This is a genomic window from Dactylosporangium sp. CA-233914, from assembly GCF_050942935.1.
Taxonomy (GTDB): domain Bacteria; phylum Actinomycetota; class Actinomycetes; order Mycobacteriales; family Micromonosporaceae; genus Dactylosporangium.
Map to the genome: position 1 here is coordinate 8438450 of NZ_CP192030.1, position 25468 is coordinate 8463917.

The 25468-nt window shown below is 73.9% G+C and carries 14 protein-coding genes and 1 pseudogene; 2 read left to right on the forward strand and 13 right to left on the reverse strand.

All coding sequences use genetic code 11. The features are described 5' to 3' along the window. Position 1: 1 nt before the first annotated feature. The 8 genes and pseudogenes from ACQPY0_RS37745 to ACQPY0_RS37780 all read right to left on the reverse strand — a co-directional run bounded on the left by ACQPY0_RS37745 (position 2) and on the right by ACQPY0_RS37780 (position 15939). A complete protein-coding gene (locus ACQPY0_RS37745; RefSeq protein WP_432971964.1) occupies positions 2–922 on the reverse strand; it encodes an alpha/beta hydrolase in 921 nt (306 codons plus the stop codon). A 17-nt stretch (positions 923–939) separates the two neighbouring features. Beyond that, positions 940–1683, reverse strand: a complete 744-nt coding sequence (locus ACQPY0_RS37750) for an SDR family NAD(P)-dependent oxidoreductase (protein WP_432971967.1) — start codon at positions 1681–1683, stop codon at positions 940–942. Between the two features lie 12 nt (positions 1684–1695). Beyond that, a complete protein-coding gene (locus tag ACQPY0_RS37755) occupies positions 1696–2685 on the reverse strand; it encodes a sulfotransferase domain-containing protein (protein ID WP_432971970.1) in 990 nt (329 codons plus the stop codon). An 8-nt stretch (positions 2686–2693) separates the two neighbouring features. Continuing rightward, complete coding sequence (locus ACQPY0_RS37760) at positions 2694–3533, reverse strand: alpha/beta fold hydrolase (RefSeq protein ID WP_432971973.1); 840 nt, start codon at positions 3531–3533, stop codon at positions 2694–2696. Beyond that, positions 3530–3868 carry an acyl carrier protein gene (locus ACQPY0_RS37765; protein ID WP_432971976.1) on the reverse strand — a complete coding sequence of 113 codons (339 nt, stop codon included), beginning with the start codon at positions 3866–3868 and terminating at the stop codon, positions 3530–3532. The genes ACQPY0_RS37760 and ACQPY0_RS37765 overlap by 4 nt, the downstream gene beginning before the upstream one ends. Positions 3869–3896: 28 nt before the next feature. Beyond that, positions 3897–7040 carry an acyltransferase domain-containing protein gene (locus tag ACQPY0_RS37770; protein ID WP_432971979.1) on the reverse strand — a complete coding sequence of 1048 codons (3144 nt, stop codon included), beginning with the start codon at positions 7038–7040 and terminating at the stop codon, positions 3897–3899. A gap of 137 nt (positions 7041–7177) precedes the next feature. Continuing rightward, positions 7178–8491 (reverse strand): annotated as a pseudogene (locus tag ACQPY0_RS37775) (polyketide synthase); the annotation flags it as partial. Between the two features lie 35 nt (positions 8492–8526). Beyond that, a complete protein-coding gene (locus tag ACQPY0_RS37780) occupies positions 8527–15939 on the reverse strand; it encodes an SDR family NAD(P)-dependent oxidoreductase (protein WP_432971982.1) in 7413 nt (2470 codons plus the stop codon). 603 nt (positions 15940–16542) lie between these two features. Between ACQPY0_RS37780 and ACQPY0_RS37785 the strand changes: the two genes are divergently transcribed. Continuing rightward, on the forward strand, positions 16543–18264 hold the full coding sequence (locus ACQPY0_RS37785) for a hypothetical protein (RefSeq protein WP_432971985.1): 1722 nt from the start codon (positions 16543–16545) through the stop codon (positions 18262–18264). An 82-nt stretch (positions 18265–18346) separates the two neighbouring features. Further along, on the forward strand, positions 18347–19381 hold the full coding sequence (locus tag ACQPY0_RS37790) for an extracellular catalytic domain type 1 short-chain-length polyhydroxyalkanoate depolymerase (RefSeq protein ID WP_432971988.1): 1035 nt from the start codon (positions 18347–18349) through the stop codon (positions 19379–19381). Between the two features lie 98 nt (positions 19382–19479). On the opposite strand, the gene ACQPY0_RS37795 is transcribed toward ACQPY0_RS37790, so the two are convergent. The 5 genes from ACQPY0_RS37795 to asnB all read right to left on the reverse strand — a co-directional run bounded on the left by ACQPY0_RS37795 (position 19480) and on the right by asnB (position 25362). Continuing rightward, positions 19480–20046 carry an aspartyl/asparaginyl beta-hydroxylase domain-containing protein gene (locus tag ACQPY0_RS37795; protein WP_432971991.1) on the reverse strand — a complete coding sequence of 189 codons (567 nt, stop codon included), beginning with the start codon at positions 20044–20046 and terminating at the stop codon, positions 19480–19482. 98 nt (positions 20047–20144) lie between these two features. Further along, positions 20145–20618 (reverse strand): GNAT family N-acetyltransferase, encoded by a 474-nt coding sequence (locus ACQPY0_RS37800; RefSeq protein ID WP_432971994.1) that lies wholly within the window; start codon positions 20616–20618, stop codon positions 20145–20147. Between the two features lie 51 nt (positions 20619–20669). After that, positions 20670–21719 (reverse strand): pectinesterase family protein, encoded by a 1050-nt coding sequence (locus ACQPY0_RS37805; RefSeq protein ID WP_432971997.1) that lies wholly within the window; start codon positions 21717–21719, stop codon positions 20670–20672. Positions 21720–22064: 345 nt separating this feature from the next. Beyond that, complete coding sequence (locus ACQPY0_RS37810) at positions 22065–23417, reverse strand: DUF2314 domain-containing protein (RefSeq protein ID WP_432972000.1); 1353 nt, start codon at positions 23415–23417, stop codon at positions 22065–22067. A 13-nt stretch (positions 23418–23430) separates the two neighbouring features. Beyond that, entirely contained in the window at positions 23431–25362 is a 1932-nt protein-coding gene (asnB, locus tag ACQPY0_RS37815) for an asparagine synthase (glutamine-hydrolyzing) (protein WP_432972003.1), read from the reverse strand. Positions 25363–25468 lie beyond the last annotated feature (106 nt).

The following is a 25468-nucleotide window of genomic DNA, read 5'->3' on the forward strand; positions in this document are numbered from 1 at the left end:
GTCACACCGCGGTGGCGGCCCGGATGACCTCGCCGGCGTCGTGCAGCGCCCGGGCACCCTCGGGCAGGATCGGGTGGTACCACTGCCAGACGTGGAACATGTGCGGCCAGTGGTGCAGCACGGCGCGCCCGCCGGCGCCGCGGACGCCCTCGACGAGCGTCAGCGCGTCGTCGAGCAGCACCTCCTGGCCGCCGACCTGGACCAGCACCGGTGGCAGGCCGGCGAGGTCACCGAGGACGGGCGAGAGCTCCGGCCGCCGCCGATCGGCGCCGCCGGCGTATCGCGCGGCCATCGCCAGCAGATCCTCGGTGTCCAGCACCGGATCCGCCGCCGCCAGCTCCCGGTGGCTGCCGAAGGAGCAGGTCAGGTCGGCCCAGGGCGAGAACAGGACCAGCAGGTCGGGCGGGCGGGCCCCGTCGTCGCGCAGGCGCGTCGCCACCGACACGGCCAGGCCCGCCCCCGCGGAGTCCCCGGCGATGACGATCGGGGCGTCCGGCGCCGCGGCCCGGACCGTCTCCACCGCGGCGAGGGCGTCGGTGACGGCGGCGGGGAAGGGGTGCTCGGGAGCCCGGCGGTAGTCCAGGACGAGGCAGGCAGCCCCGGCGAGGTCGGCCAGCCGGCCCGCGAGGTGCCGATGCGTCCGGGCCGAGCCGATGCAGTAGAAGCCGCCGTGCAGGTAGAGCAGGACGGGCCGGCCCGCGGCGGGAGGGCGGATCCAGGTCCCGGACGCCGCCCCGGCGGGCACCGTTTCGGCGTCGGCCGGCGCGGCACCGAACGTCTCGGCCGCCCGTTCGTAGGTGATCCGCCGCTGCGGGACCGGGTCGTGGCGCGCGGATGCCGCCCGCCTCAGCACGGCCCGCACCAGTGCCGCGTTCGCCGACGGTGGATCGGACACGAGCAGGTCCGGGTGTGTCGTCGTCATACTCTGCCGTCCAGGTCCTATTGCGCCGTGAAGCCGCCGTCGGTGAGGAAGTACGAGCCGGTGGTGTTGGAGGCGCGGTCGGAGGCGAGGAAGGCGACCAGCTCGGCGACCTCCTCGGGGCGGCCCAGCCGGCAGGTGGGGTGCAGGAAGGCCGCGCCGGCGGCGCTCTCCTGGGTCAGCATCGGCGCCTGGACGAAGCCCGGTCCGACGCTGTTGACCCGGATTCCCCTCCGGGCGTACTCCAGGGCGGCCGTCTTGGTCATGCCGACGACGCCGTGCTTGGCCGCCACGTAGGCGACCTGCCGGGCGAAGCCGACCGATCCCATGATCGAGGCCATGTTGACGATCGACCCACGGCCGTTGCCGAGCATGGCCGGGATCTCCGCCCGCATCGAGTAGAACACCCCGCTGAGGTTGGCCGCGATCACGGACGCCCAGCCGTCGAGCGGGTAGTCGACGGTGAGCGCCCGCGGGCCGCTGATGCCGGCGTTGTTCACGGCCACGTCGAGACGGCCGAACGCCTCCACCGCGGCGGCGACCATCGCCTCGCACGCTCGCGGGTCGGTCACGTCCACCTGGTGGGGCCGGGCCGAATCGCCGATGGCCTTGGCGACCCGCGTGGCCGACTCGAGGTCGACATCGGCGACCAGAACACCGGCGCCCCGGCTCGAAAGCAGCGACGCGCAGGCCTCGCCGATGCCCGAGCCGGCCCCCGTGACCAGCGCGACCCTGTCCGCGAAGTCCAAATCGATCATGTTCATCCAATCGTGGTATTAGTGCACGGCGATCGGATGCGACCCGGCGAAGGCCGGCGCCTCGCGCTCTGCCGGGCGCGTCCGCACCGCCCCGGCCACCCGGTGCGCCCACGACTGCCAGTCCTCGAAGCCCAGGAACTCACCCAGCCGCCCGAGCTGCGTCAGCGGATCGTCCACGAGGTCCTCGTACGCCATCGTCAGCAGCTCCCGCGGCCGCGCGTCGGCGATGGCCTGCTCGGCCTGGCTGGCGAGGAACGCGCACAGTCCCCGGTAGCGCCGCACGTCCCGGCCTCGTTCGCGAAGCATCTCGGCGCTCAGCCGCCCGGGCAGGTAGCGCTCCGCCCCCTCCGGCACGCGCTGGCCGGGGATGACCCGGAACGGGTCGAGCCCGTACAGGCCGATGGACTCCACGCACAGCTGCATGAGCTGGAAGCAGGAGTGCCGGCTCATCGATTGTGCGGTGTCCGCCCAGTCCCGCGTCAGATAGACGATCTTCGCGTCGGGGAAGTTCTTCAGCAGGTACGGGGCGACGTTGCTGGAGCCGCCGGAGCGTTCGACCCAGCGCCGCCGGCCGGTGAGCGAGGTGAGCAGGTCCAGCAGCATCCGATGGTGCCGGGCCAGCGGCTGGGCCGGAAACCCGGGCACCAGCCCGGCGAGGGTGTCGAAGAGGCGGTCGGGGTCCGGCGAGATCTTCGGCAGCGTGGCCGCGAGGATCTGCGGCAGGTCGACCATGTTGAAGGCGAAGCGGCCGTCCGCCGGGTAGCGCACCTCCGGCGGCGTGAGCCCGACCCGGAACAGGGCCGCGAGGTGCGGGCTGGGGCTGCTCAGTGTCGACCAGTACTCCGCGCCGGTCAGCACCTGCGAAGCGGCGGCCCGCGGCGCCACCCATCCGAAGAACTCCTGGACGGAGAGGGTGTCGCGCTGCTCGGCGATGAGGTCGGACAGCAGCGTCGATCCGCACCGGCCGGTGTTGATGATGATGGCGTGGTCATGGGTCTCTGCATCCATGGATATTCCTATTGGTCTATGCATACGAGTTGGTGTTCGTCGCGGTGGAGGCCGCGGGCCTGATGCAGCCACGGCAGGACGATGTCGCGGACGGAGTTCGGCCGATCGACCAGGACGGTGTGCCGCTGGCCGGGCACGGTGACGATCCGGGCCTGCGGCAGCAGCCGGAGCACGTCGGGGGCCAGCGCACCCAAGCGCGACTCGCCCCCGTACACGCACAGGACCGGGCACCCGATCGCGGCGATGCGCTCCTCGGCCGGCAGCCGGCTGGCCGGCACGTCACGCCGGAGGCTCGTCGAGCCGAACACCTCACGAACGGCCCGGGCCAGACGGCCGCCGCGCTTCCCCGGTTCGGCGTTGACCTCGGCGAGACCGTGACCGCCCGGCAGGTACGGGGCCGCCCGGTCGAGCCACCCGGGAATCCGCTCGAGCCACGCCGCCGTGGGCGGCACGGACTCGACGTTGGCGATGGCGGCGACCCGCTCGGGGTGGCGCGCCGCGTAGCCGAACGCGATCGTGCCGCCGAACGAGTTGCCGAGCAGGTGCACCGGGCCGGTGATGCCGAGCGCGGCCAGCAGCGCCGCCAGGTCGTCGACGAAGTCGTCCAGCGTGTAACCCTCCGGCGGGCGTTCGGTGTGCCCGTGTCCGCGCAGGTCGTACATGACCACGTGGAAGCCGGCGGCCGCGAGCGGGTGGGCCAGGGTGAGGTACCAGCTGGCCAGCGTGTCCAGGGCCAGACCGTGGATCAGCACGGCGGTCGGGGCGACGCCGTGGGCGCCGGACGCCGATTCAGGCGGGGCGAGCTGCTCCACATGGATGGACAGGTCGTTGGCCAGCACCATGCTCATGCCGGCGTACCCACCTTGCCGAGCCCGCCGCCGGTGTCGCCGGCGGCGGCCGCGACGCTGTCGAGCTCGTCGGCGATGTAGTCCACGAGCCGGCCGACGCTCAGGTCCCGTACCGAGTCCAGGTCGAGGCCCGCGATGAACTGGGCGAAGTTGACCGTGTCGCCGTAGCGGACCTGCAGGCGGCCGGCGAGGGAGACCACGTCGATGCTCTCCATCTCCAGGTCGCTGTCGAACCTGGTCGACATCGTGATCTCGCCGTCGACTCCGGCGTGGTCGCGGATCGCGTGCAGCATCTCCGCGACCTCGGCGAGGATCGTGGCTCGGTCAGCGTGCATGTGCTGTCCTCTCTCGTTGTACGTGCCGCTACGGGCGGCCGGTTGGATGGACGGGCTCGGGTCCCCAGGTCCAGCCGACGACGTAGCGTCGTGGGGGCAGGTCCTCGGGGTTGGACAGTTCTCGATGGGCGACCAGGTAGACACGGTCGGCGACCGCCACGCTCAGCGCGGCCGGGGCGGCGGCCACCACCCGGAACCGCCGGGGGTCGCCTTCCAGGCCGGTGCCCTCCGCCTTGGCGGCGGCCTCCTTCGCCGCCCAGAATCGGGCGAACCACAGGCGCCGGTCCTCGCCGGCGGTCACCTGCTCCTCGAACAGCCGCCGTTCGGGGTCGGACAGCGCGAACGCGATCGTGCTGTCCGGATGGTCGGTGATCTCGGCGACGTCGATGCCCACGCCGGGCGCGTCCGCCGGCGCGCCGGATGTGCGGGGCCTGGCGATCGCGACGGCGACCTCGGCGAGGTGGGCGATCGAGACGTCGCACTCCCGGTAGCCGCGGCCCGGGCGCGCGTGGACCCGGGGCCGCCCGTTCGGGTCGTTGCTGATCGTCAGTTCGATCGGGTAGACGTCGGTGTGGCCGTCGTCCCACAGCTGGAAGCGCACGGCGTCGTTGGCCGCGATCCGCCCCAGCAGCCACTGCTTGCGCGAGCCGGCCGGCCGCTGTTCGTACTCGGCCCCGCCGCGGGCGCCGAGGATGCCGCGCGCGGCCAGGCCGCGCGAGACCAGATCGGGCCAGCGGTCGAACGCCACGGTCCACCCCTCCGGCTGCCGCAGCGACATCGGATGGCGCTGCGGCATGCGCTCGGCCGGCCGCATCGCGGGGTGGCTGAAGAACCGCCGGTGGACGCATCCCTCGAGCTGCGCCCAGACCCTGCCGTCGATGGAGAGCTGGGACTCGAAGACGAGTCGCGCGGCCTCCAGCGAGCGAATCCGCACGACGCAGTCGACCGCCGTGCCCGGGGCCGGTTCCGGTCCGAAGAACCGCGCGTGCCCGATCCCCACCGGCAGCGCCCCGAACTCCTGCGCCGTGAAGAGCCAGTTGCCCATGAGCTGCGAGGCGTTGTCCAGCAGCGCGCCGGGCGGGTGCGTAGCGGTCAGGACGCCCCGGACGTGCGCGTCACCGACGGCGTGGACCTGGGTCACGCCCCGGAACAGGGGACCGTGGAAGACGATCCGTTCGGTGTACATCTGCTCGGCGCTGATCCGCGGGGGCCGTTCCGTGGCCGGGTCGTGCCGCCACACCTCCGGACGCTCGGCCGGGTAGTCGGCGGCCACCTCGACCGTGGAGCGGGCGTAGCCACCGAAGGTCACCGACAGCCGGCCGGGTCCGGTGGGCTTGACGGTGATCTCGACGTCCTGCGGCGGCGACGCTACGCACCAGCGGTTGAACCGGGCGTCGCGGACGGCGACCACTCGCGCGCCGGGGGCCGCCTGCTGGGCCGCGTCCATCATGTGCTGCATGACGGTGGTGGCCGGGACCACGGGCCATCGGTCGTCGGGCTGGGGCCAGTCGTCGGGCTGGTCGAAGAAGCAGTGGTCGCGCAGGTACGGCATCGTGTCGAGGGCGACCCGCAGGACCGTTCGGTGGACGTCCGTGGGCGGCACCGGCGAGGTGTGGCCGTTCCCGCCGCTGGTACCGACGGCGCCGGTGACCGCGCCGCCAGTACCCACGCCGCCGGTCGCGCCGCTGAGCAGCGAGGCGAGCTCCGCCGCGGCGCTGGACTGCCCGGCGAGCTTGTGCAGCGCCGCCAGGGCCGGCTCTCTCGGCGCCGGCACCGCGGCCTGCGTCGCCACGACGGCCTGCGCCGGCACGACGGCCGGCGTCGCCACGGCGGTCGCCATCGCGCCGTCCCGGGCAATCGCCGGCCCGGCGGCGGGCGCGAGGATGCCGAGCAGCTCGCCGGCCCCGTCGCCGAGGCTGATCAGCGGAACGCCGAGCTCGAGCCTCGTGAGCGGCCCGCGGCGGGCGGGCCGGTCGGTGGCGGGCGCCGCGGCTCGCGCGTGGCCCGTGTCCTTCGAGTCGAGGACGCGCAGGTCAGGCGCGGCGCCCTCGACCCACAGGGCCGTGGCGACGCGGCGCAGCTGGTTCAGGCCGCCGCGGTGGGCGACGTTGACCGGCATGGCGAGGTGGTCGCGGCCCTGCAGGTTGTCGTCGATGACCGAGGCGAGCTGCCCGATGCCGACCTGCAGGAACACCCGGAACCCGGCGTCGTACATGGCCTGGACGGTCTCGCGGAACCGGACCGGTTCGAGCATGTGCCGGACCGAGATCTCCCGGACGCTGTCCGCATCGGCGGGGAAGGGCGCCGTGATGGTGCTCGACCAGACCGGCACCCGCGGCTGGTGCACCTCCCACCGGCGCAGGGCGGCGCCGATCGATTCCAGCCCGGATGCGAACAGGGGGGTGTGGAAGGCCGAGCGGAACGGAAGCTTCTGGCACACGAGGCCGTCGCCGCGGAATGCTTCGACGAGCCGGTCGATGTCGCCCTCGGGTCCGTTGACGATGCACTGCTCGGGCGCGTTGTCGTGGGACAGGACCACCCCCGGGTAGCCCGCGAGCCGCGGGGTGATCCGCTGGGCGGAGCAGCCGACGACGGCGAACGCGTGGCCGGGCACCTCGACCGAGGCCGAGTTGAGCTCGGCGACGACCTCGTCGCTGGACAGCTCGCCGAACAGCCCGCCGGTGACCCCGGCGGTCCACTCGCCGAGGCTGTACCCGGCGAGCGCGTCCGGGGTGATCCCGACGCGGCGCAGGGCGTCGTCGAGCAGCTTGCCCACCTCGACCAGGCCGCCGCCGTGCCGGCCCAGGTCGGCGGCCGACCACTGCCGGTCGGGCAGGCCGAAGTGCGCCGCGACGTCCGCGGTGCGCGGGCTGAACCCGGCCTCGATGCCGGGGAACACGAACGCGAGCCGGCCGGGCGCCGCGCCGGCCAGCAGCGGGGCCGGGCTGAACCAGATGTCACGGGCGCCGCGCCAGGACTGCCCGCGGGCGACGGCGAGGCGCGCGGTGGCGAGGCGCTTGGCGTCGGGGCCGACGATGCCGATCCGGCAGCGCTCCTCCCCGCCGCGGCGCCGCCGGCCTGCCGCGCCCTGGCGGTGCCGAGGGTGCGGACCGTGCTGTCGTCCGCGTCGAGCAGGCGCGCCAGCGCGGCCGGGTCGGGCGCGGCCAGCCACAGCACCTCGTCGGGCTGCTCGACGCCGGCCGCCGCGAGCCCGGGCACCGGCCCGCTCGGGCCGGTGCCGCCACGGCGGGCCGCCACCGCGTCCGGCGTCTCCTCCAGGATCACGTGGGCGTTGATGCCCCCGAAGCCGAACGCGTTGACGCCGGCGCGGCGCGGCCCGTCGCTCTCCCACGGCCGGGCGGAGCCGATCGGGGCGAACCGGGTCCGCGCCAGCTCCGGGCGCGGGTCGTCGCAGTGCAGGGTGGGCAGCAGCACGCCGCGGTACACGGCCAGGGCCGCCTTGATCAGCCCGGCGACGCCGGCCGCGGGCATGGCGTGGCCGATCATCGACTTGACCGAGCCGAGCACCGGCTTCGGGCCCCCGGCGTGCGGGCCGAACACCTCGGCGAGCGTGTCCAGCTCGGCGGCGTCGCCGGTCGGCGTGGCGGTGCCGTGCGCCTCCAGCATGCCCAGCGCGTCCGGGGCGGCCGGGTCGAGGCCGGCGGCCGCCCAGGCCCGGCGGATCGCCAGCGTCTGCCCGGCGGTGGCCGGGTTGACCATGCTCGTGGAGCGCCCGTCGCTGGACACCCCGCTGCCGCGGATCACCGCGTAGATCCGGTCGCCGTCGCGCACCGCGTCGGCCATCCGCTTGAGCACGACGATCCCGGTGCCCTCGCCGATCAGCAGCCCGTCCGCCGCGCTGTCGAACGGCCGGATCTCCCCCCGCCGGGACAGCGCCCCGAGCTGGCTGAAGACCGCCCAGAAGCCGACGTCGTGCACGTGGTGGACGCCCCCGGCGAGCACCGCGTCGAGGCGGCCCCGGTGCAGCTCGGCGATCGCCTGGTCCACCGCGACCAGCGACGAGGCGCAGGCGGCGTCCACCGTGTACGCGGGGCCGCGCAGGTCGAGCCGGTTGGCGACCCGGGAGGCGGCCAGGTTCGGCACCACCCCGATCGCGCCCTCCGGATGATGCTCGCCGAGCTGCTCGACGAACCGCTGCCGGACCACCTCCAGCCGGCTCTCCGGCAGGTCCGGGAGCAGGTCGCGGAGCACCTGGATCACCTGGTTGGACATCCGGATCCGCTGGTAGTACCGGACCTGGCCCGGGCTGAGGAACCCGCCCCGGCCGAGGATCACGCCGACCCGGTCGCCGGCCGGCAGCCGGTCCATGCCACCCGCGTCGTCGATGGCGGCCGCGGCCACCCGCAGCGCGATGAGCTGGTCGGGTTCGATGTCGGCGATCGACGCCGGCATGATGCCGAACTTCACCGGCTCGAACGTGGCCAGGTCGTCCACGAACCCGCCCCGCCGGCAGTAGAGCCGGTCCGGGCGGTGCGGCTGCGCCGGGTCGTAGAACTGCGGGTCCACCCGGTTCGACGGCATCTCCCTGATCGCGTCGGCCCCCTCGACCAGGTTGCGCCAGTAGTCGTCCAGGTCGCCCGCGCCGGGCAGCAGCGCCGCCATGCCCACGATGGCCGTCTGGTCGCCGTGCAACGCCGTCACCGTCCCGACGCGGTGTAGACGACGGAGGTGAGCGCCGGATCGCCCCAGGCCAGCTCGCCCAGCAGGCTCAGCGCCCCCTCCTCGGGGTCGATGAGCGCGATGCCGCGCCGGGCGTACTCCCGGCCCAGCTCCGCGGTGACCATGCCGCCGTGGCCCTCGGCCGGCGCCCACGGTCCCCAGTGGACGGTCAGGCAGCGGTTGCCGGTGCGGGCTGCCCAGCGGGCGCCGATCGACTCCAGGGCGTCGTTGGCCGCCGCGTAGTCGGCCTGGCCGCGGTTGCCGTGCGTCGCCGCGACGCTGCCGAAGAACACCACGAACCGCGGCGCGCAGTGCCGGCCGTCCAGCGCGTCCAGGACCGCCCGGGCGCCCGCCACCTTGGTGTCGAAGACCCGGGCGAAGGACTGCGGGTCCTTGTCGGCGATCAGCTTGTCCTCGATCACCCCGGCGGCGTACACCAGCCCGTCGATGCGGCCGTACTCGCCGTGGATCGCCGCGATGAGCCGGTCGGTCGCCTGCGCGTCGCGTACGTCGAGGCTGTGGTAGCGCACCTGGGCCCCCAGCTCGGTCAGCTCCCGCAGCGTGGCGTCGACCTCCCGGCCGGCCATGATCGTCTGGGCCCGGCGGGCGATCTCCGCCGGCGAGGCGATGCCCTGGCGGGCGAGCGCCGAGCGCAGCGAGACCTCGTCCGTGGCGGCCGCCAGCACCGGATCCTGCGGGCCCTCCGGCCGCGGGGTGCGGCCGACCAGCTCGATGCGGCACCCGGTGGCCGCGGCGAGGGCCCGGGCGAACCAGGGCGTGATGCCCCGCGCGCCGCCCACCAGCACCACCACCGAGTCACGGTCCAGACCGGCCGCCCGGGCCTCCGCCACACCGTCCCCGGCGGGGCCGGCGCCACCGGCCGCGAGCGGCCCGAGGCTCGCCGGCGCCGGCTCGTACACGCGGCGCGGGCCACCGCTGCGGTCCACCACGGCCGCGTCGCCGCCGGTGAGCAGCTCCTCGACGATCTGCGCGGCGAGGCGGTCCGCGGGCTGTGTGACGTCCACGACGGCCACCCGCGCGGTGGTCGATGGATACTCCAGGGCGACGGTGCGCAGCAGGCCGCGCAGCCCGTCCGCGCCGGCACCGGCGTTCGCGTCGGCGGCCGCCAGCACCCAGCGCGGCCCGCCCGCCAGGACCCGCTTGATCAGCTCGAACGCGCCGGGCAGCAGCGCAGCCCGGCCCGCGCTCAGCCCGTCGAGCAGGATCAGCCCGTCCGCCCCCTCGACCGGGCCGGGCTCGGCGAGCGTGCCGGTGCGTACGCTCGCCCCGTGCCGGCTCAGCAGCCCGGCCACCCCTTCGGCCGCCGGGCCGGACCCGAGGACCAGCAGCGTGGCACCCGCGAGCGCCGTCGCCGGTTGGCTCGGCGGGTCCGCGACGGGAACGAGGGTGGGGATCATGCGCGTCGGCGCGACACCCGGCCGCGGGTCACCGCCGGACGGTGCCTCGCCGCCGCTCGCGACCGGCGCGGTCCGGCTCTGCACGGGTATCGCCGGGGCGTGAGACGTTGCCGGGGCGTGGGCCGACGCCGGGGCGTGGGCTGTCGCCGGGGCATGGGCTGTCGCCGGCGCCATTTCCGCCACGGCGGCGTTCACCCGGGTCGTGAGCCAGCCGACCATGGCGCGCACGGAGCGGGCCCGGACGAGGTCCTCCAGCTCCGACTCGTCGCCGTCGGAGGACAGCCCGAGCCGGGCCACCACCTCTCCGGCGACCTCGGCCCGCTTGATGGAGTCGATGCTGAGGTCGGCCTCAAGGTCCAGGTCCAGGTCGATCAGGTCGACCGGGTAGCCCGTGCGCTCGCTGAGTACCGCCAGCACCGAACCCTGGAACCCCGACGCGTCCGGCACGGCGGCGGCCGGCGCCGCCGATGCCGGGGTGCCGATGCGGGGAAGCGGCACGCCCGCCGCGGCCGGCGCGACGTCCAGCCGGGCGGTCAGCCAGCCGACCATAGCCCGCACGGACCGGGCCCGGACGAGGTCCTCCAGCTCCGACTCGTCGCCCTCGGCGGACAACCCGAGCCGGGCCACCACCTCCCCGGCCACCTCGGCCCGCTTGATGGAGTCGATGCTGAGGTCGGCCTCCACGTCGAGGTCCAGGTCGATCAGGTCGACCGGGTAGCCCGTGCGCTCGCTGAGCACCGTCAGCACCACACCCTGGAAGTCGAGCCCCGGCGACTGCGCGACCGCGGTCGCGACCGGGCTCGCGTCGAGGGACGGCGTGAACGCCGGCGCCGCAACCGGCATCACGGCCGGCATCGCGGCCGGCACTGGGACCGGCGCCACAGCCGGCATCGCGGCCGGCACTGGGACCGGCGCCACAGCCGGCATCACGGCCGGCACTGGGACCGGCGCCGCAGCCGGCATCGGGGCCGGGGACACCGGCACGGGCTGACTCGCCGGTGCCGCTGCCGGCGCCGGTGAGACCGGCACGTTTCCACCTCCGATGTCGCTGCCGAGGTAGGCGAGCACGACGTCGCGCTGGGAGGCGATCAGCTCGCGGTGCGTGCGCAGGAACTCGGCGAGCATCTCGTCCTGGGGCTGGCGCCCGGACCGGTTGCCGCGTCCGCCGGTGGGGGGTTCGATAGTTGCGGTCATGGACAACTCCTTGATGCGTCGTGGGGGCGTCATGCCACCGGGGATGCTGTTGCCGTCGCGGTCGCGGACGAGCTGGCCGTCCACTGTCCAAAAAGGACGGTCGTCCGGCTCGGCCGGGGTGGCCTCGGCGGTGTCGCGGCCGTGGAACAGCCAGTTGGTCTGCACCGGCACGCCGGCGCAGGCCAGCTGCGCCACTGCGGTGAGCAGGTCGCGAAGGCCTTCGCCGGTGCCGCGGTCGCAGGCGATCGCCAGGTGCGGCCGATCGCCGAGGACGGTCTGGACGAGACGGGTGAGCACCGACCCGGGGCCGGTCTCGACGAAGGTCCGGGCGCCGGCCGCGTACATGGCCTCGATCTGCTCGGCGAAGCGGACCGGCGCGCCGATCTGGGCGGCGAGCTCGCGCCGCACCTCGTCGGCGTCCGCGCGGTAGGCGGCGGCGGTGCGGTTGGACCAGACCGCGATGCCCGGGGCCGCGACCGGTTCGGCGGCGAGCACTTCCGCGAAGCGCTCCACGGCTCCGGCGACGAGCGGGCTGTGGAAGGCGCAGGCGACGTTGAGCCGGTGCGTCGTCAGGCCGGCGGCCTTCAACGCGGCGACGGCCGACTCCACCGCGGGGGTGGGACCGGAGATCACCTGCTGGGCCGGGGCGTTGCGGTTGGCCAGGACGACCTGGTCGGCGAGGCCGGCGTCGGCCAGGACCGCGACGATCCGCTCGGCGGTGGCGCTGACCGCGGCCATGGTGCCCGGATCGTCGCCGGCGGAGTCGAGGATCGCCTCGGCCCGCTGCCGGCTGAGCCGCAGCAGCGTCGAGGGTTCGTAGGCGCCGGCCACGCACAGCGCGACGAGCTCGCCGTAGCTGTGCCCGGCGGCGAGGTCGGGACGGACGTTGAGCCGGCGCAGCAGGTGACCGACGGCGAGCCCGCCGATGCCGAGCACGGGCTGGGCCACCCGGGTGTCGAGGAGCCGCCGCTGCTGGTCGCGTTCGTCGGCCGGGTCGAAGGCGGTGGGCGGGAACAGCAGCTCCGCCCACTGCGCCCCGAGCTCGAGGTACTCCCGCAGCTCCGGGAAGCTGACGAACAGCTCGGCCAGGGCCCCCGGGCGCTGGCTGCCCTGGCCCGGGAACAGCAGCGCCAGCTTGCCGGTGTCCGCGCCGGGCGGGGGCTGGACGAGCCCTTGTCCGGGGTCGTGCTCGCCGGCGAGCACGCGGCGCAGCAGCCGGTCGAGCTCGGCGACGTCGCGGGCGACGATCGCGACCTGGACGGGGCCGGAGCGCGGGTCGGACTGCGCGGCGGCGGTGGCGGCCAGGTCCCGCAGCCGCCAGGGCCGGCCGAACCGGCCGGCGCCGCGCAGCAGCCCGGCGAGCCGGTCGGCCGCCTGGTGCGCGGCCGCCCGGTCCCGGCCGCGGAAGCAGAACAGCTCCGCCGGCCATTCGTCGCGAGCGTGGCGCGGTTCGGGCGTGTGCGGGTGCGCGGCGAGCACCACGTGGAAGTTGGTGCCGCCGAAGCCGAACGCGCTCACCCCGGCGATGCGCCGCTGCGCCGGTTCCGCCCACGGGCGAGCCTCGGTGTAGAAGGCGAAGGGGCTGGTCCGCGCGTCCCAGACCGGATTCGGGCGGGTCAGGTTGATCGTCGGCGGACGGACGCCGGTGTACAGCGCCAGCGCGGCCTTGATCACCCCGGCGAGACCGGCCGCGCACTTGGTGTGCCCGATCTGCGACTTCACGGAGCCGAGCGCGCAGCTGCCCGGCCGCGCGCCGGACTCGACGAACAACCGGGTCAACGTCTGCAGCTCGGTGCGGTCGCCGACCACGGTGCCGGTGCCGTGCCCCTCGAGCAGGCCGACCTGTCGCGGTGAGACGCCGCTCTGCGCGTACGCCCGGTCCAGCGCCCGGCGCTGGCCATCGGCTCGCGGCGCGGTCAGCCCGAGCGCCCGCCCGTCGCTGGCCGCGCCCAGCCCCTTGACTACCGCGTAGACGCGGTCGCCGTCGCGTTGCGCGTCGGCGAGCCGCTTGAGCACGACGCACGCGACCCCCTCCCCCAGCGCGATCCCGTCGCCGGTGGAGTCGAAGGTGCGGCACCGCCCGGTCGGCGACAGCGCGTGCGCCGAGCTGAACATGAGGTAGTCGTGGATGCCGTTGTGCAGGTCCACCGCGCCGCAGATCATCAGGTCACTGCCGCCTGTGGTCAGCTCCTTGCAGGCGGCGTCCATCGCGGCCAGCGAGGAGGCGCAGGCGGCGTCCACGGCGAAGTTGGGCCCGCCCAGATCCAGCCGGTTCGCCACCCGCCCGGCGATCACGTTCGTCAGCACGCCGGGGAACGAGTCCTCGGTGACCGTGGGCAGCTGCTGCGCCAGCTCGGCCGGCACCTCACCGAAATAGGCGGGCAGCGACGTACGCAGAATCTTTCCGTTGGCCAGGTCGCTGCCCGCCTCGGCGCCGAAGACGACCCCGGTGCGCGAGTGGTCGGCCGCGGGCGAGCCGGGGTCGTAGCCGGCGTCGGCCAGCGCCTGCCGGGCCGCTTCCAGGGCCAGCAGCTGGGCCGGGTCGATGCTGGCCAGCGCCGCCGGGGGAATGCCGTACCCGATCGCGTCGAACGGCACCGGCTCGATGAAGCCGCCCCACTTCGACACGCTGATCCGGCCCGCCTGCCCCGGCTCCGCCTCGGGCGCATAGTAGGTGTCCGCCGGCCAGCGCTGGGCGGGCACCTCGGTGATCGCGTCACGGCCGCCGAGGATCGTCTGCCAGAAGGTGGCCAGGTCCGGCGAGCCCGGGAAGACGCACGACATGCCGACGACGGCGACGTCCAGGGGCCGCGCCGGCTCCCGTTCGGCCGCCGCGGCGTCCGGCCCGAACGTCTGCGTCAGGGCGGCGATCCGGCCGGCGTGGAAGCTGCGCGCGCCCGTGGTCACGTCGGCGTGCAGGGCGGCCACGGTCGTCTGCGTGTCGCGCAGCACGGCGACCTGGCCCGCCATGAACAGTCCCTCGCCGCGCTGCCCCGCCTCGTCCACGGAGACCAGCTCGTCGGCCTGGCGGCGCTTGCCCTTGCTGGCGATCCGGAGCCGGCCGACGTTGAGCATCTCCAGCTGCTCCCACACCTGCCGGCTCTGCGCCCCGGCCGCGACCAGCTCCTGGCGCATCCGGTGGAAGTCGTCGACGTACGGCGTGTGCAGGCACCTCGTCACGTGCCCCGGTGCCGTCTCCAGCAGGGCGGTGACCGTCGCCTCCAGCGCCTCGCGCTGGAACAGCGGCTGGATCGCCCCCCGCTCGACCGCCTCGCGTGTGAACAGGTACGCGGTGCCCATCAACACGCCGACCTGCACGCCCCGGCGCGTCAGCGGCCCGGCCATGGCCGCCACCATCGCCGCCGAACGCGCGTCGTGGACACCACCGGCGAAGAACACCTGCACCTGCTCGGCGGTCCCGGCCGGCGCGTCATCGAGGAACTCCTCCAGCTCCAGCGCCTGCGCCTCCCACAGTCCGAAGCTCGTGCGCGGCCCGACGTGCCCGCCGCACTCGGCGCCCTCGAAGACGAACCGCCGCGCGCCGGCCCGCAGGAACTGCCGCAGCAGCCCCGGCGACGGCACGTGCAGGAACGCGCTGATGCCGTCGGCTTCGAGGGCCTTCGCCTGCGCCGGCCGGCCGCCGGCGATGATCACGACCTGGGGCCGGACCTCCATCACCGCCGCGAGCTGCGCCGCCCGCACGTCCTCCGGGGCGAAGCCGAGCACGCCCACGCCCCACGGGCGCTCGCCCAGCTGCTGCGCGGTCTCCCGCAGCATCCGCCGGGACTGTTCGCCGGTGGCCAGCGCGAGCGCGATGAACGGCAGCGCGCCGTCGCCGGCCACCGCATCGGCGAAGCCGGCCACATCGCTGACCCGCGTCATCGGCCCCTGCGCCACCGGGATCCGCACGCCCAGCGCCCGGGCCAGCGCCGCGCCGGGCGCCAGCGTCCCGCCCGCGGCGGCGTCCCTGGCCGCGGCCTCGATCGCCGCGCGGATGCCGCGCACCGCCCGGGCCGTGCTCCCCCACCGTTTGCGGAACACCGCCGCCATCCAGCCGTCCTGACCCACCGCCAGCAGCTCGCCGGTGCCGTCCGGCCGGCCGTCGCGGCGCAGGCCGCGCCCGCCCTCGCCCAGTACCGTCTCCGAGCCGTCCATCCGCCCGATCACGGCCCGCACGTCGTCGGGCAGGTCCGACTCCGGCATCAGCGCCAGCTGACTGTCCAGCACCACGCCGGCCGCCCCGCCGACCACGCACGCGGCCGCCGTGCGCGGCCCGATGCCCCCGGCCGCCCACACCGGCAGGGCCAGTGCCTCGTCGGCCAGCAACTGCTGCAGCAACACGAACGTGCTCAGCTCGCCGCATCGGCCGCCCGACTCGCAGCCGCGCGCGATCAACCCGTGGGCGCCGGCCGCAGCCGCCGCATGCGCCTCGGTACGGCTGGTCACCTCCACAAGCACCCGATGCCGCCGCGCCGTCTCACTCACCGGCCACCCGCCGCCGGCCGGCAGAACCACCAGGCTCACCCGGCCGTTCGCGGCCCGCTCAACGTCGGCCGGCGTGGCGGAGCAGCCCGCCGGCACCCGCACCCCGATCGGCACCTGCGACCACGACGCCGCCTTCTCCAGCGCTCGCAACGCCTGGCGATCGCCGCCGGCCAGGTCGAAGACCCCGAGCCCGCCACCGGCACCGGCGGCCGCCACGATCCGCGGACCAGGCTCCACCGCGCCACACGGATTGATGGCGACAACCAGTTCGTTGCCGCCGATTGCAGTACTCATCAGGCTCCCGTTGGTTTCGGTCAGGTGTGCCGGAAGCTTGGTTGGATGGCGCAGGCGCGCACACCGGTCCGACGACGCAGCCCTGTGCGCCGAGTCAGTTGGGTGCTCCGGCAAAGCGAAATTCCGGCCGTCGGGCCGGACAGACATGCTCACGTCCGGCGTGCGCGCCGCCGGCGTCCACAGCCGGCCCGTCCGCGGCGCCTTCCAGCACGCGATGGCCGCGACCCATCATTCGTACAACACGGCAGAGGCGTCCGTCCCCGGAAATTCAGAACTCTCTTCGCCGATCGTCCCGTTCCCGCGCCGGCCGTCTGATACAAACCTGGATGTAGACGCCTCGGGCTGATGCACGCATGCCGCAGGCCGTCCGGTTCGCTGGCCCTTCCAGCCCGGACCCGCTCACCTGTGAAGGCGTATTCGGCAGGCTCGGCCGCCCGCTCCACCCAGCGTGCGGGCACAGCTGTCTTCGCCGTACCCGTCACGGTACGAGCCTGCGCACATCCCGCCCTTCAGTGGGCCCGGGCCCCTCGTCTGTTCATCCCGCCTTTCCCGACGTCCGCGGCGACTGCCGCCGACGAGCCAGTACCTGAAGAGAGGACAAGCATGCACAGGATCCGGTTCTTCGCCCGATCTCTGCTCCCTGCCGCCGTTCTGGCGGCCATTCCGGTGTTCGCCGCCACCCCGGCCGCCAGCGGCGCCGTCCAAGCCGACACGACCAAGGTGACCTCGGGACCGGAAGTGCTGGCGAAGGCCACACCGGACGAGTGCTTCGCCGGGGTCGGCGAGCCGTACCCAGCGGGGCCGCCGTGCGAGAGCGGGCAGCCGAAGGTGAACCAGTCGTACGTGTGGGGCCTCACCAAGTCGGGTGACCGGGTCTGGTTCGGCACGGGTGCCAACGTCCAGTGCCTCACGCTGGGTACGAGCCTCTCGCAGAAAACGCCGGTCAAGAACGACGACTACGTGTGCGAGTACGGCTCCAGCCAGCTGGGCAAGCAGACGCGGGGCCTGGCGGGGGCGCTGGGTGACTGGCGGCCCCCGAAGGTGTACCTGTACGAGACGTCGTCGAAGAAGCTGACCGACAAGACCGGCGACATCACCCGCAAGTCCAGCGACGACAGCCAGCGGATCAACACGACCGTCGGCATCCGCGCCGCCGGCTCGAACAACGGCATCGTGCTGATGGGCGGCCCGAGCCTGTTCGGCATCAACCTCTTCGCCTTCGACAGCAACTCGGGCCGCTACCTCGGTTCGACCAGCCTCAACACGTACGGCAACATCCGGCACTTCGTGGTGGCCGACGGCGCGCTCTACGCCGGCGTCGGCATCGGGCCCGACGGCGCGGGCGGCGGCGCGGTGCTGCGCTTCTCCGGCGACCGGTCCAACCCGTTCAAGTACACGGTGGTGGCCAACCTGCCGGCGCAGGTCGCGGACATCGTCGTGCACCAGGGCCGCATCGCCGCCACCACCTGGCCCAGCCTCGGCGGGTACACCAGGGCCAACTCGGCCGCCGTGTGGATCAGCCCGCGCCTCGCGGACGGGCGACCCGGCCTGACCACGGACGACGCCAGGAGCTGGAAGCAGGTGTGGAGCGTCAACAGCTACGAGCCGGACCCGGTCGTGGCCCGGACGTACGGCCTCGGCGCGCTCGCCTCCTACGGCGGGTACCTGTACTGGGGCACGATGCACGTGCCGCTGAAGTCCACGCAGGCGTTGATCAGCAACTACAAGATCACCGACGGCCAGCAGGCCGGCCTCGCGGTGAAGAACACCCAGCGCACGGTGAGCATCTTCCGCGCCGGTGGCGTCGACACGAGCCGCCCCGCGGTCGACCTGCTCTACGGCGAGTCGCAGCTGCCCAAGTACGACCCGAAGGGCAACAACGGCACGGGCGCCTGGTCGCTCGCCTCGACCGGGTACAAGCCCAAGTACGGTGCGTCGGGCTTCGGCAACCCGTACAACAACTACACCTGGTCGATGGTGGTGACCGGGGGCAAGCTGTACGTCGGCACCATGGACTGGGGCTACATCAGCAAGTACTCGCCGGCGGGGGCCCTGCCCGGGATCGCGGCCGCCCTGGGCACCCAGGACGCCAAGTCCTACGGCGCCGACCTGTGGGCGTTCGACAGCCCGCAGGAACCGGCGAAGGCGGTGGACACCACCGGACTCGGCAACTATCTCAACTACGGCATCCGCACGATGGTGGCCGACGGATCGGGCATCTACCTCGGCATGGCCAACCCGATGAACCTGCGCACGAACACGGGTGACGACGTCCCGGAGGGCGGCTGGGAGCTGCTGCGGCTGCCAACCTCCGCCACGAAGTAACCCAAGCACCTCCTCCGGCCGGTCGGTGCCGTGCGCCGACCGGCCGGCGGTCACCAGCGAGGAGTTGAGAGGCGGAGGCATCATGAACCGACGAACCGGAAACGCGGCGTCCGTGCGGCGTACCGTGTGGACGGTCGCGGCCGTGGCCGTGCTCATCGTGCTGATCGGCTGCGACGCGGCCCGCTCGCCCGAGCGGGGGACGGCCACGCCGACCGCTTCGGCCAAATCAGCGGCGGGCGCACCGAAGCCCGTGAGCCCGGCCGTTGTCACGGGGTCGTCCGATCACAGCATCACCGTCGGCGGCCGCAAGCGTACGTACCATGTGTACCGGCCGGCGAACCTGTCGATGTCCAAGCCGGTGCCGCTGGTGGTGATGCTACACGGCGCCCTGGGCGACGGCCGCCAGGCGGAGATGGCGTACGGCTGGGACGCCGAGGCCGACCGCCGGGGGTTCGTGGTCGCGTATCCGGACGGTCTGCTGCGATCCTGGGTCGTGAGCCCCGACTGCTGCGGCCCCGGGGCCCACGACGGCGTCGACGACGTGGCGTTCATCCGCGCCATGGTGGCCGCCGTCTCGGACGGGCTGCCGATCGATCCGGCCCGGGTCTACGCCACCGGGATATCCAACGGCGGGATGCTGTCCTACCGCCTGGCCTGCGACACCGACACGTTCGCCGCGATCGGGGTGGTGGCGGGGAAGCTGCTCGGGCAATGCAAGTCGCCGGCACCGATCTCCGTGATCCACGTCCACGGCACCGGCGACGACATCGTTCCGTACGACGGCCGCCCGGGAAAGATGAACAACGACGGCAAGGGGCTGATCCCGGTCAAAATCGACGTCGGATCCGTGCCTGACCAGATCACCAGCTGGCGCAAGACCGACCGGTGCTCCGCTGCGCAGACGCGTGCCGCAGGCTCGGTCACCACGTCCGTGGCCCACTGCCCCGACGGACGCGACGTCGAGCTCATCGCCATCGCCGACGCCGGCCACCAGTGGCCGGGAGGCGTGTCGATGCCGACGGTGGAGCGCCTGCTCAACCTGCCCCCGCCGTCAAAGGCGCTGGACGCCACCGACTCGATCTGGCAGTTCTTCAGCACCCACCCCCGCAAAGCCTGAGGTGGCCGGCCGGTCACCGCGACGCGCGCCGACCGGCCGGCGCCCCTTCCCGCGCGCGCGAACCGTACGTGTTCGACCACCACGGCTCGGGGCGGTGATCACCTTGTCCGGGTCCGGCGATGCAGAGCGGCGGCAACCTCGGGCGGCATCTCGTCGTCGCCGACCTCGTCCATCGTGTGGCCGGGGCGCAGGAAGTCGAACAGCAGCACGATTCGCGGGCCGTCTGCGTAGTTCCAGGCCTCGTGGTCGACGGTGTCATCGAAGACGAAGGTGGCGCCCTCTTCCCAGGCGTGGGTCTGCGAGCCGACGCGCAGGGCGCAATCTCCCTGGGGTACGACCAGACCCAGATGGGCCCGATAGACCGTCGTCACCCAGCCCTCGTGCGGACGGATGTGGGTGCCGGGGACCATACGGGAGAAGCCGGCGGTCGTCAGGCCCGGGATGCGGGCCAGGGCGGCGGCCGTGCGAGGGCACTCCGCGAGGGCCTCGTCGATGGGCGTGCCGAACGCGATCAGACCGTAGATGTTCCAGCCCTCGCCGTACATCTCGCGCTGTACCCACGGCTCGTAGGCGTCCGGAGGCAGCGCCAGGCACTCGGCCCGGATGTCCCGCCACGCCCCGCGCAGCTCCGCCAGGAACGGGAACGGTCCCTCGTCGACGAACAAACCGCAGCCTCCGTACGTCAGCGGTGCGTGGCGGCGCAGATCTTCCGGCGACCGTGAAGTTTACCGGCGCTCAGTCCGGCAAAGGATGGGGTCGACACTCAGCGGGCCGGGCCGTCGGCCAGGTGGGCGAGGATCGCGGCCCGGGTCGGGCGGCGGTCGATCTCCATGAATCGCTGCGGGCCGGCGACCGGCTCGAAACCGCTGCGGCGGTACACCTCGTGGGCGTCGCGCGTGGCCAGCAGTAGCCGCAGCACGCCCGCCGCCGTGAGGTCCTCGACCATCGCGTCGACCAGCCAGACGCCGAGGCCCCGGCCGCGGTGCGCCGGGTCGACGTACACGTCGCAGATCCAGGCGAAGGTGGCGCGGTCGGTCACCGCGCGGGCGAAGGCGACCTGGGCGCCGTCGTGCAGGATCGAATATGGCACGGAGCCGTCGATCGAGCGGGAGACCACCTCGAACTCGCGCCCGGCGGCCCAGTAGGAGTCCTCGGCGAGCCACCGGTGCACGGTGGACCTGTCGACGCGGGCGGGGTCGGTGCTCAGCAGGTATCCGTCACGGGCGCGTTCGTTCACGCGGCGGAGACTACCCACCGTCGCGGCCCCTCGTCGCGGGCCACCTGAGGATCAGCGGACCGGGTCCCAGCCGTCGGAACCGGACAGGTAGGCGGCGATCGTACGGGTCACGGCCTGCTCCCGGGTCAGCTGCGGGCGATCAGGGGTGACGGCGGCGCCGGGGCCGCGGTTGTGGTACTCCGCGTAGCGCGCGTCCCGCCACGGCCAGGTGCCGAAGTCCGTCCAGGGGGTCGTGGCGATGTGCGCGCCGAGGACCGAGTCGCGGATCGTCACCTCGGCGACCGCGTCCGGGTCGTTGCTGGGGTGCCAGGGGCGGCCCAGGGCGACGGTGCCGGGCGGGGCGTCCGAGGTCAGCCGGCACTCGCTGAGCAGGAAGCCGTACGGATTCGGCAGGCTCGTGCTGGCGGCGGTCACGTAGCCGTTGTTGGTGGCCGACCCGCGCTCGAGCGAGTGGATCGCGCAGCGGTCCAGCACGGCGGTGGCCCGGCCGAAGATGAAGTCGACGTCGCCCTCGATGTGGCACTTGCGCAGGTACACGCGGCTGACGACGGCGGCGTCGGGGCTGTTGAGGTACAGCGTGTCCTGGTTTGCCAGGAAGCGCACGTTGTCGAAGACGATGCGGTCGGCGCGAGTGAGCACCGCGACGGCCTGGCGGTTGGTGATCTCGGGGTGAGCGGCCTCGTCGAAGGTGTTGGCGAACGTCAGGTTGCGGGCGCTGAAGTCGCTGCCGGAGATGGTGACCGAGGCGCTGCCGGACGTGCCCCAGGTGGTGCCGTCGGGCTTGGGGGTGCCGTTGGCCCGGTTGTCGCTGATGACGACCGCGGTCGGGTCGGGGCCCTGACCCCGCAGGACGATGTGCGGCTTGTCGGCGGGGATGACGACCTGGCCCTCGTACGTCCCGGGCCTGATCTTCACCGTGAACGGCTCGGCGTTGCCCGGCGGCACCGCGTCGACGGCCGCCTGGATGGTGCTCACGTCGCCGGATCCGTCGGCGGCGACGGTGATGTACGGGCCGGGCCAGGCCGACGCCTCCCGGGCGGCCGCGACCGTGCCCGCGATGCCGGCCAGCGCGCCCGCGAGCAGCACGGATCTGCGTCGCATAGCGGTACCCTCCTCGGGAATGCGCTTTCCTAGGCACCCTAGAGGCTCACAACGACCACGGTCAATGAAAACCTTGTTGCAGCCGGTTGCAGGATGCGCCCGAATGTAGTTGCCGAGCCGCGCGACGGTGTGCGACTCCACGCCGATCTTGTCGGTCTCGATGTGCCGCACGACCCGGCCCGCAGCCGCATCTCGTCCTCGCCCAGGCGCAGGCCAGGTCCAGGCCGGTGCCGACGGCCGTTGCGGAAACCGTGGTGATCTGCCGCATCACCAGGAGTGCCACGGTCAGCCCAGCGAGCGCGGCGTCGAGCCCCGCACGGTGCCGTCCGGCCCGACCGGAGCGAGTCAGTCCTGCGTGAGCAGCCGGTTCGTCCAGCCGCCCTCCACGATCCCCTCCCCGTCGATCCACACGCCCCAGTCCACGATCGCGGGCCCGCGGACCACGACGGGCCGGCCCGTGCGCACGCCGGGGTCGATCCGCGCGTCGGACATGCTCACCCCGTGCAGCCGGCGCGGGTCGGGCCAGGCGGTGACGGTCGACCAGACCAGCTCGGTGTCCTCGCCGCGCTGGAGCCGGTGCTTGACGATCAGGTGGCGCTCGCCGCCGAACTCCCCCGCGAGGAACCGGCTCCGGGCGGACGGCAGCGCCTCGCGGGCGGTGGCGACGGCCGCCTCCATGCGCTCGTCGGCCGGCGCGTAGCGCACCGTGGTGGGCTCGGCGCCGAAGAGGTCGGCCACGACCCCGGCGAAGAACTCCCCGGCCGAGGACGGGTACTCGTCCGGCGGTACGACGGTGAGGAAGCTGTCCTGGTCGGGGTGCTCGGCCGGGTCGAGGCGCAGCTGGACGGCAGCGGTGCGCCGCGGGGCCTCGGGGCCCGGCTCGTCGCCGTAGGCCCAGACGGCATCGGCGGCGCTGATGGTCAGGTCTTTCGGGATGCGCACGAACGCCTCCCCCCGCACCCGGTCGATCGCCTGGGCCCAGCGCACGGTCAGGGCCCGGGCGATGCCGGTCAGCGCGCTGGTCCAGGGCCGGGCCAGGGCCGGCGGGGCGTCGATCACCTGCAGCTCCGGCAGGCCGAAGCGCCCCAGGCCCCGGGTGGTCATCCACAGCCCGCGGTCGCCGGCGGACTGCGGCACGACGACCCAGCGCGACAGCGCCGTGCGCCCGTCCGGTCCGGGCAGCGAGGCGAGCGCGGCGTCCGGGTCGAGCAGCTGCGGGGTGAACAGGTCGACGATCTCCCCACCGGCATCCAGCGCGATGCCGGCGGCGACCGCCCGGGCGTGCCACTCGTGCGCGGGCGGCCAGCCGGCCTGGAAGACGGCCCGGCAGACGACGAAGTGGGTGGCGGCGGCGACGGCCCGCAGGCGCTGCGGCGGGGCGCCGAAGACGCGCAGGTGCTCGATCGGCAGCGGCGGCGCCTCCCCGACCGGCACAACGCTGACCGTCATGAGCGGCCCGCCGAGCATGCTGAGCACGGCCCCGCGCAGCGGCTCGGTGATCCGCTCGGCGGCCCGGCGCGCCGCGGCGGCGGGGTCGGCGGGCGGACTGGTGGTCGCGACGACGTAGGTGGCGAGCACGGTCTCGGGCACGCTGAGCACGATCTCCACCGCGCTATCCTGGCGCATCGGGTCGACGCCGGTGAACCTGGTTACCGTCTGACCACGCAGCGAGACGACGGAAACGTGAATTTGTTTCACTACGTTAGGGTGCTTAAGAGAGCGGAGCGGCACCGCTGAGGCCCGTTGCGCTCACCGCCCGCGGGACATAGGAGGAGAGCCAGACCTCGAGCATCAGGATCGCCAGCAGGAGGTGGACGTCGCCGGAGCGGGCGCCGTCGCGGTGCGCGCGGGCCATCCGCTCGACCACGGCCCGATCCAGGAACTCCCCGTAGCGGGGATCGGGGCCGAGCAGGAAGTCCGACGAGGCCGCGCCGAGCTGGGCGCGCAGCCAGCCCGTCGACGCGGAGCGCAGGAACCCCAGCTTGCGCTTGTCGACGATCCGGTCCGGCACCAGCCCCCGCGCCGCGTGCTTGAGCACGTGCTTGGTCTCCAGGCGGGCGCTAACCTTGAGCCGGCTCGGGATCGTCGCGCAGAACTCGACGACGTGATGGTCCAGGAACGGCACCCGCACCTCCAGCGAGTGCGCCATCGAGGTGCGGTCGAAGTACTGCAGCATGTCGTCGACGAGCGCGAGCCGCCCGTCGAGATACAGCGCCGTCGCCAGCGGATCGCCGTCGTGGTCCGCGGTCAGATCGGCGGTGAGCGCGGCCACGGCCCGGGCGGCGGCGCCACTCGGCGGGCCACCCAGCGGGCCCCGGAACAGCTCGCCGCGCAGCCGCTCGTCGACGCGGCCACTCGCGGCGAGCAGCCGCTCGGCCGGGGTGCGGGCGGCGAGGGTGGCCGCGGCGCGCCGGGTGCGGTGGGGGCCGTGGCGCGCGACGAGCGCGGGCAGGCCGTCGAGGCCGCGGGGCAGGCGCCGCCACGCGCCCGCGATCCGGGCCGCGCGGTGCTTGGTGTAGCCGCCGAGCAGCTCGTCGGCGCCCTGCCCGGACAGCGCGACGGTCACGTGCCGCGCCGCGAGCTGGGACACGGCCAGGAACCCCAGCGCCGACAGGTCGGCCACCGGCTCGTCAAGATGCCACACCAGGTCCTCGAGGTCGACCTGATCGTCCACGTAGGACAGTTCGACGTCGTGGTGCTCGGCGCCGAGCACGCCCGCGACGAAGCGCGCGTCGGCCAGCTCGTTCGCGGCGCCGTCCTCGCGGAAGCCGATCGAGAACGTCTTGACCGGCTCGCTGTGGTGCCGGGCCATGAGCGCAGTGATGAGGCTGGAGTCGAGGCCGCCGCTGAGCATCGCGCCCAGCGGCACGTCGCTCATCAGGCGCATCCGCACGGCGTCGTCGAGGCGCTCCAGCAGCCCGGCGGCCGCGTCGTCGAGGGTCATCGCGTGGTCGGGAGTGGGCTCAGGGTAGTGCCAGTACGGCTCGACGCGCACGTCCCCGTCCTCCACGACCAGGGTGCAGCCGGGCGGCAGCTTCCGCACCGCCCGCAGCGGCGTGCCGGGGCCGGCGAAGAAGCCCAGCGCGAGATACACGTCGATCGCCTCGTAGTCCAGCTCGGTGCTGACGAGCCCGCTGGCCAGCAGGCACTTGAGCTCCGAGCCGAACAACAGCAGGTCCCCGGCGCGGGCGTAGTACACCGGCTTGATGCCCAGCCGGTCGCGGGACACCACCGCGCGCCGGCGAGCGCCGTCCCACACGGCCAGGCCCCACATGCCGCGCAGGCGCGCCGGGAAGCCGGGGCCGTCGCGCTCGTACAGGTGCGGCAGGATCTCGGTGTCGCAGCGACTGACGAGGCGATGGCCGTCGCGGCGCAGCCCGGCGCGCAGGGCCTCGTGGTTGTACAGCTCCCCGTTCTGCATCGCCACGACCCGGCCATCCTCGCTCGCGAACGGCTGGCGCCCGCCCTCGACGTCGACGACGCTCAGGCGCCGCACCCCGAAGGCCACCCCGTCGGCCTGGAAGGTGCCGCGGTCGTCGGGCCCGCGGTGCGCCATGGCGTCCGTCATACGGTCGAGCAAATCCGGCAGGACCACTTGGCGCGGCGCGCCGTCGACCTGAACCACCCCGCAGATCCCGCACATGGGTGCGAGGCTAAGGGCACGCAGTGTGTTTTCGCGACCCCGTTCCGCCCGAGCCGTTCCCGGATGCGCGCGGCGTGCGGGCACACCTCGCAGGCGCCGAAGCGCG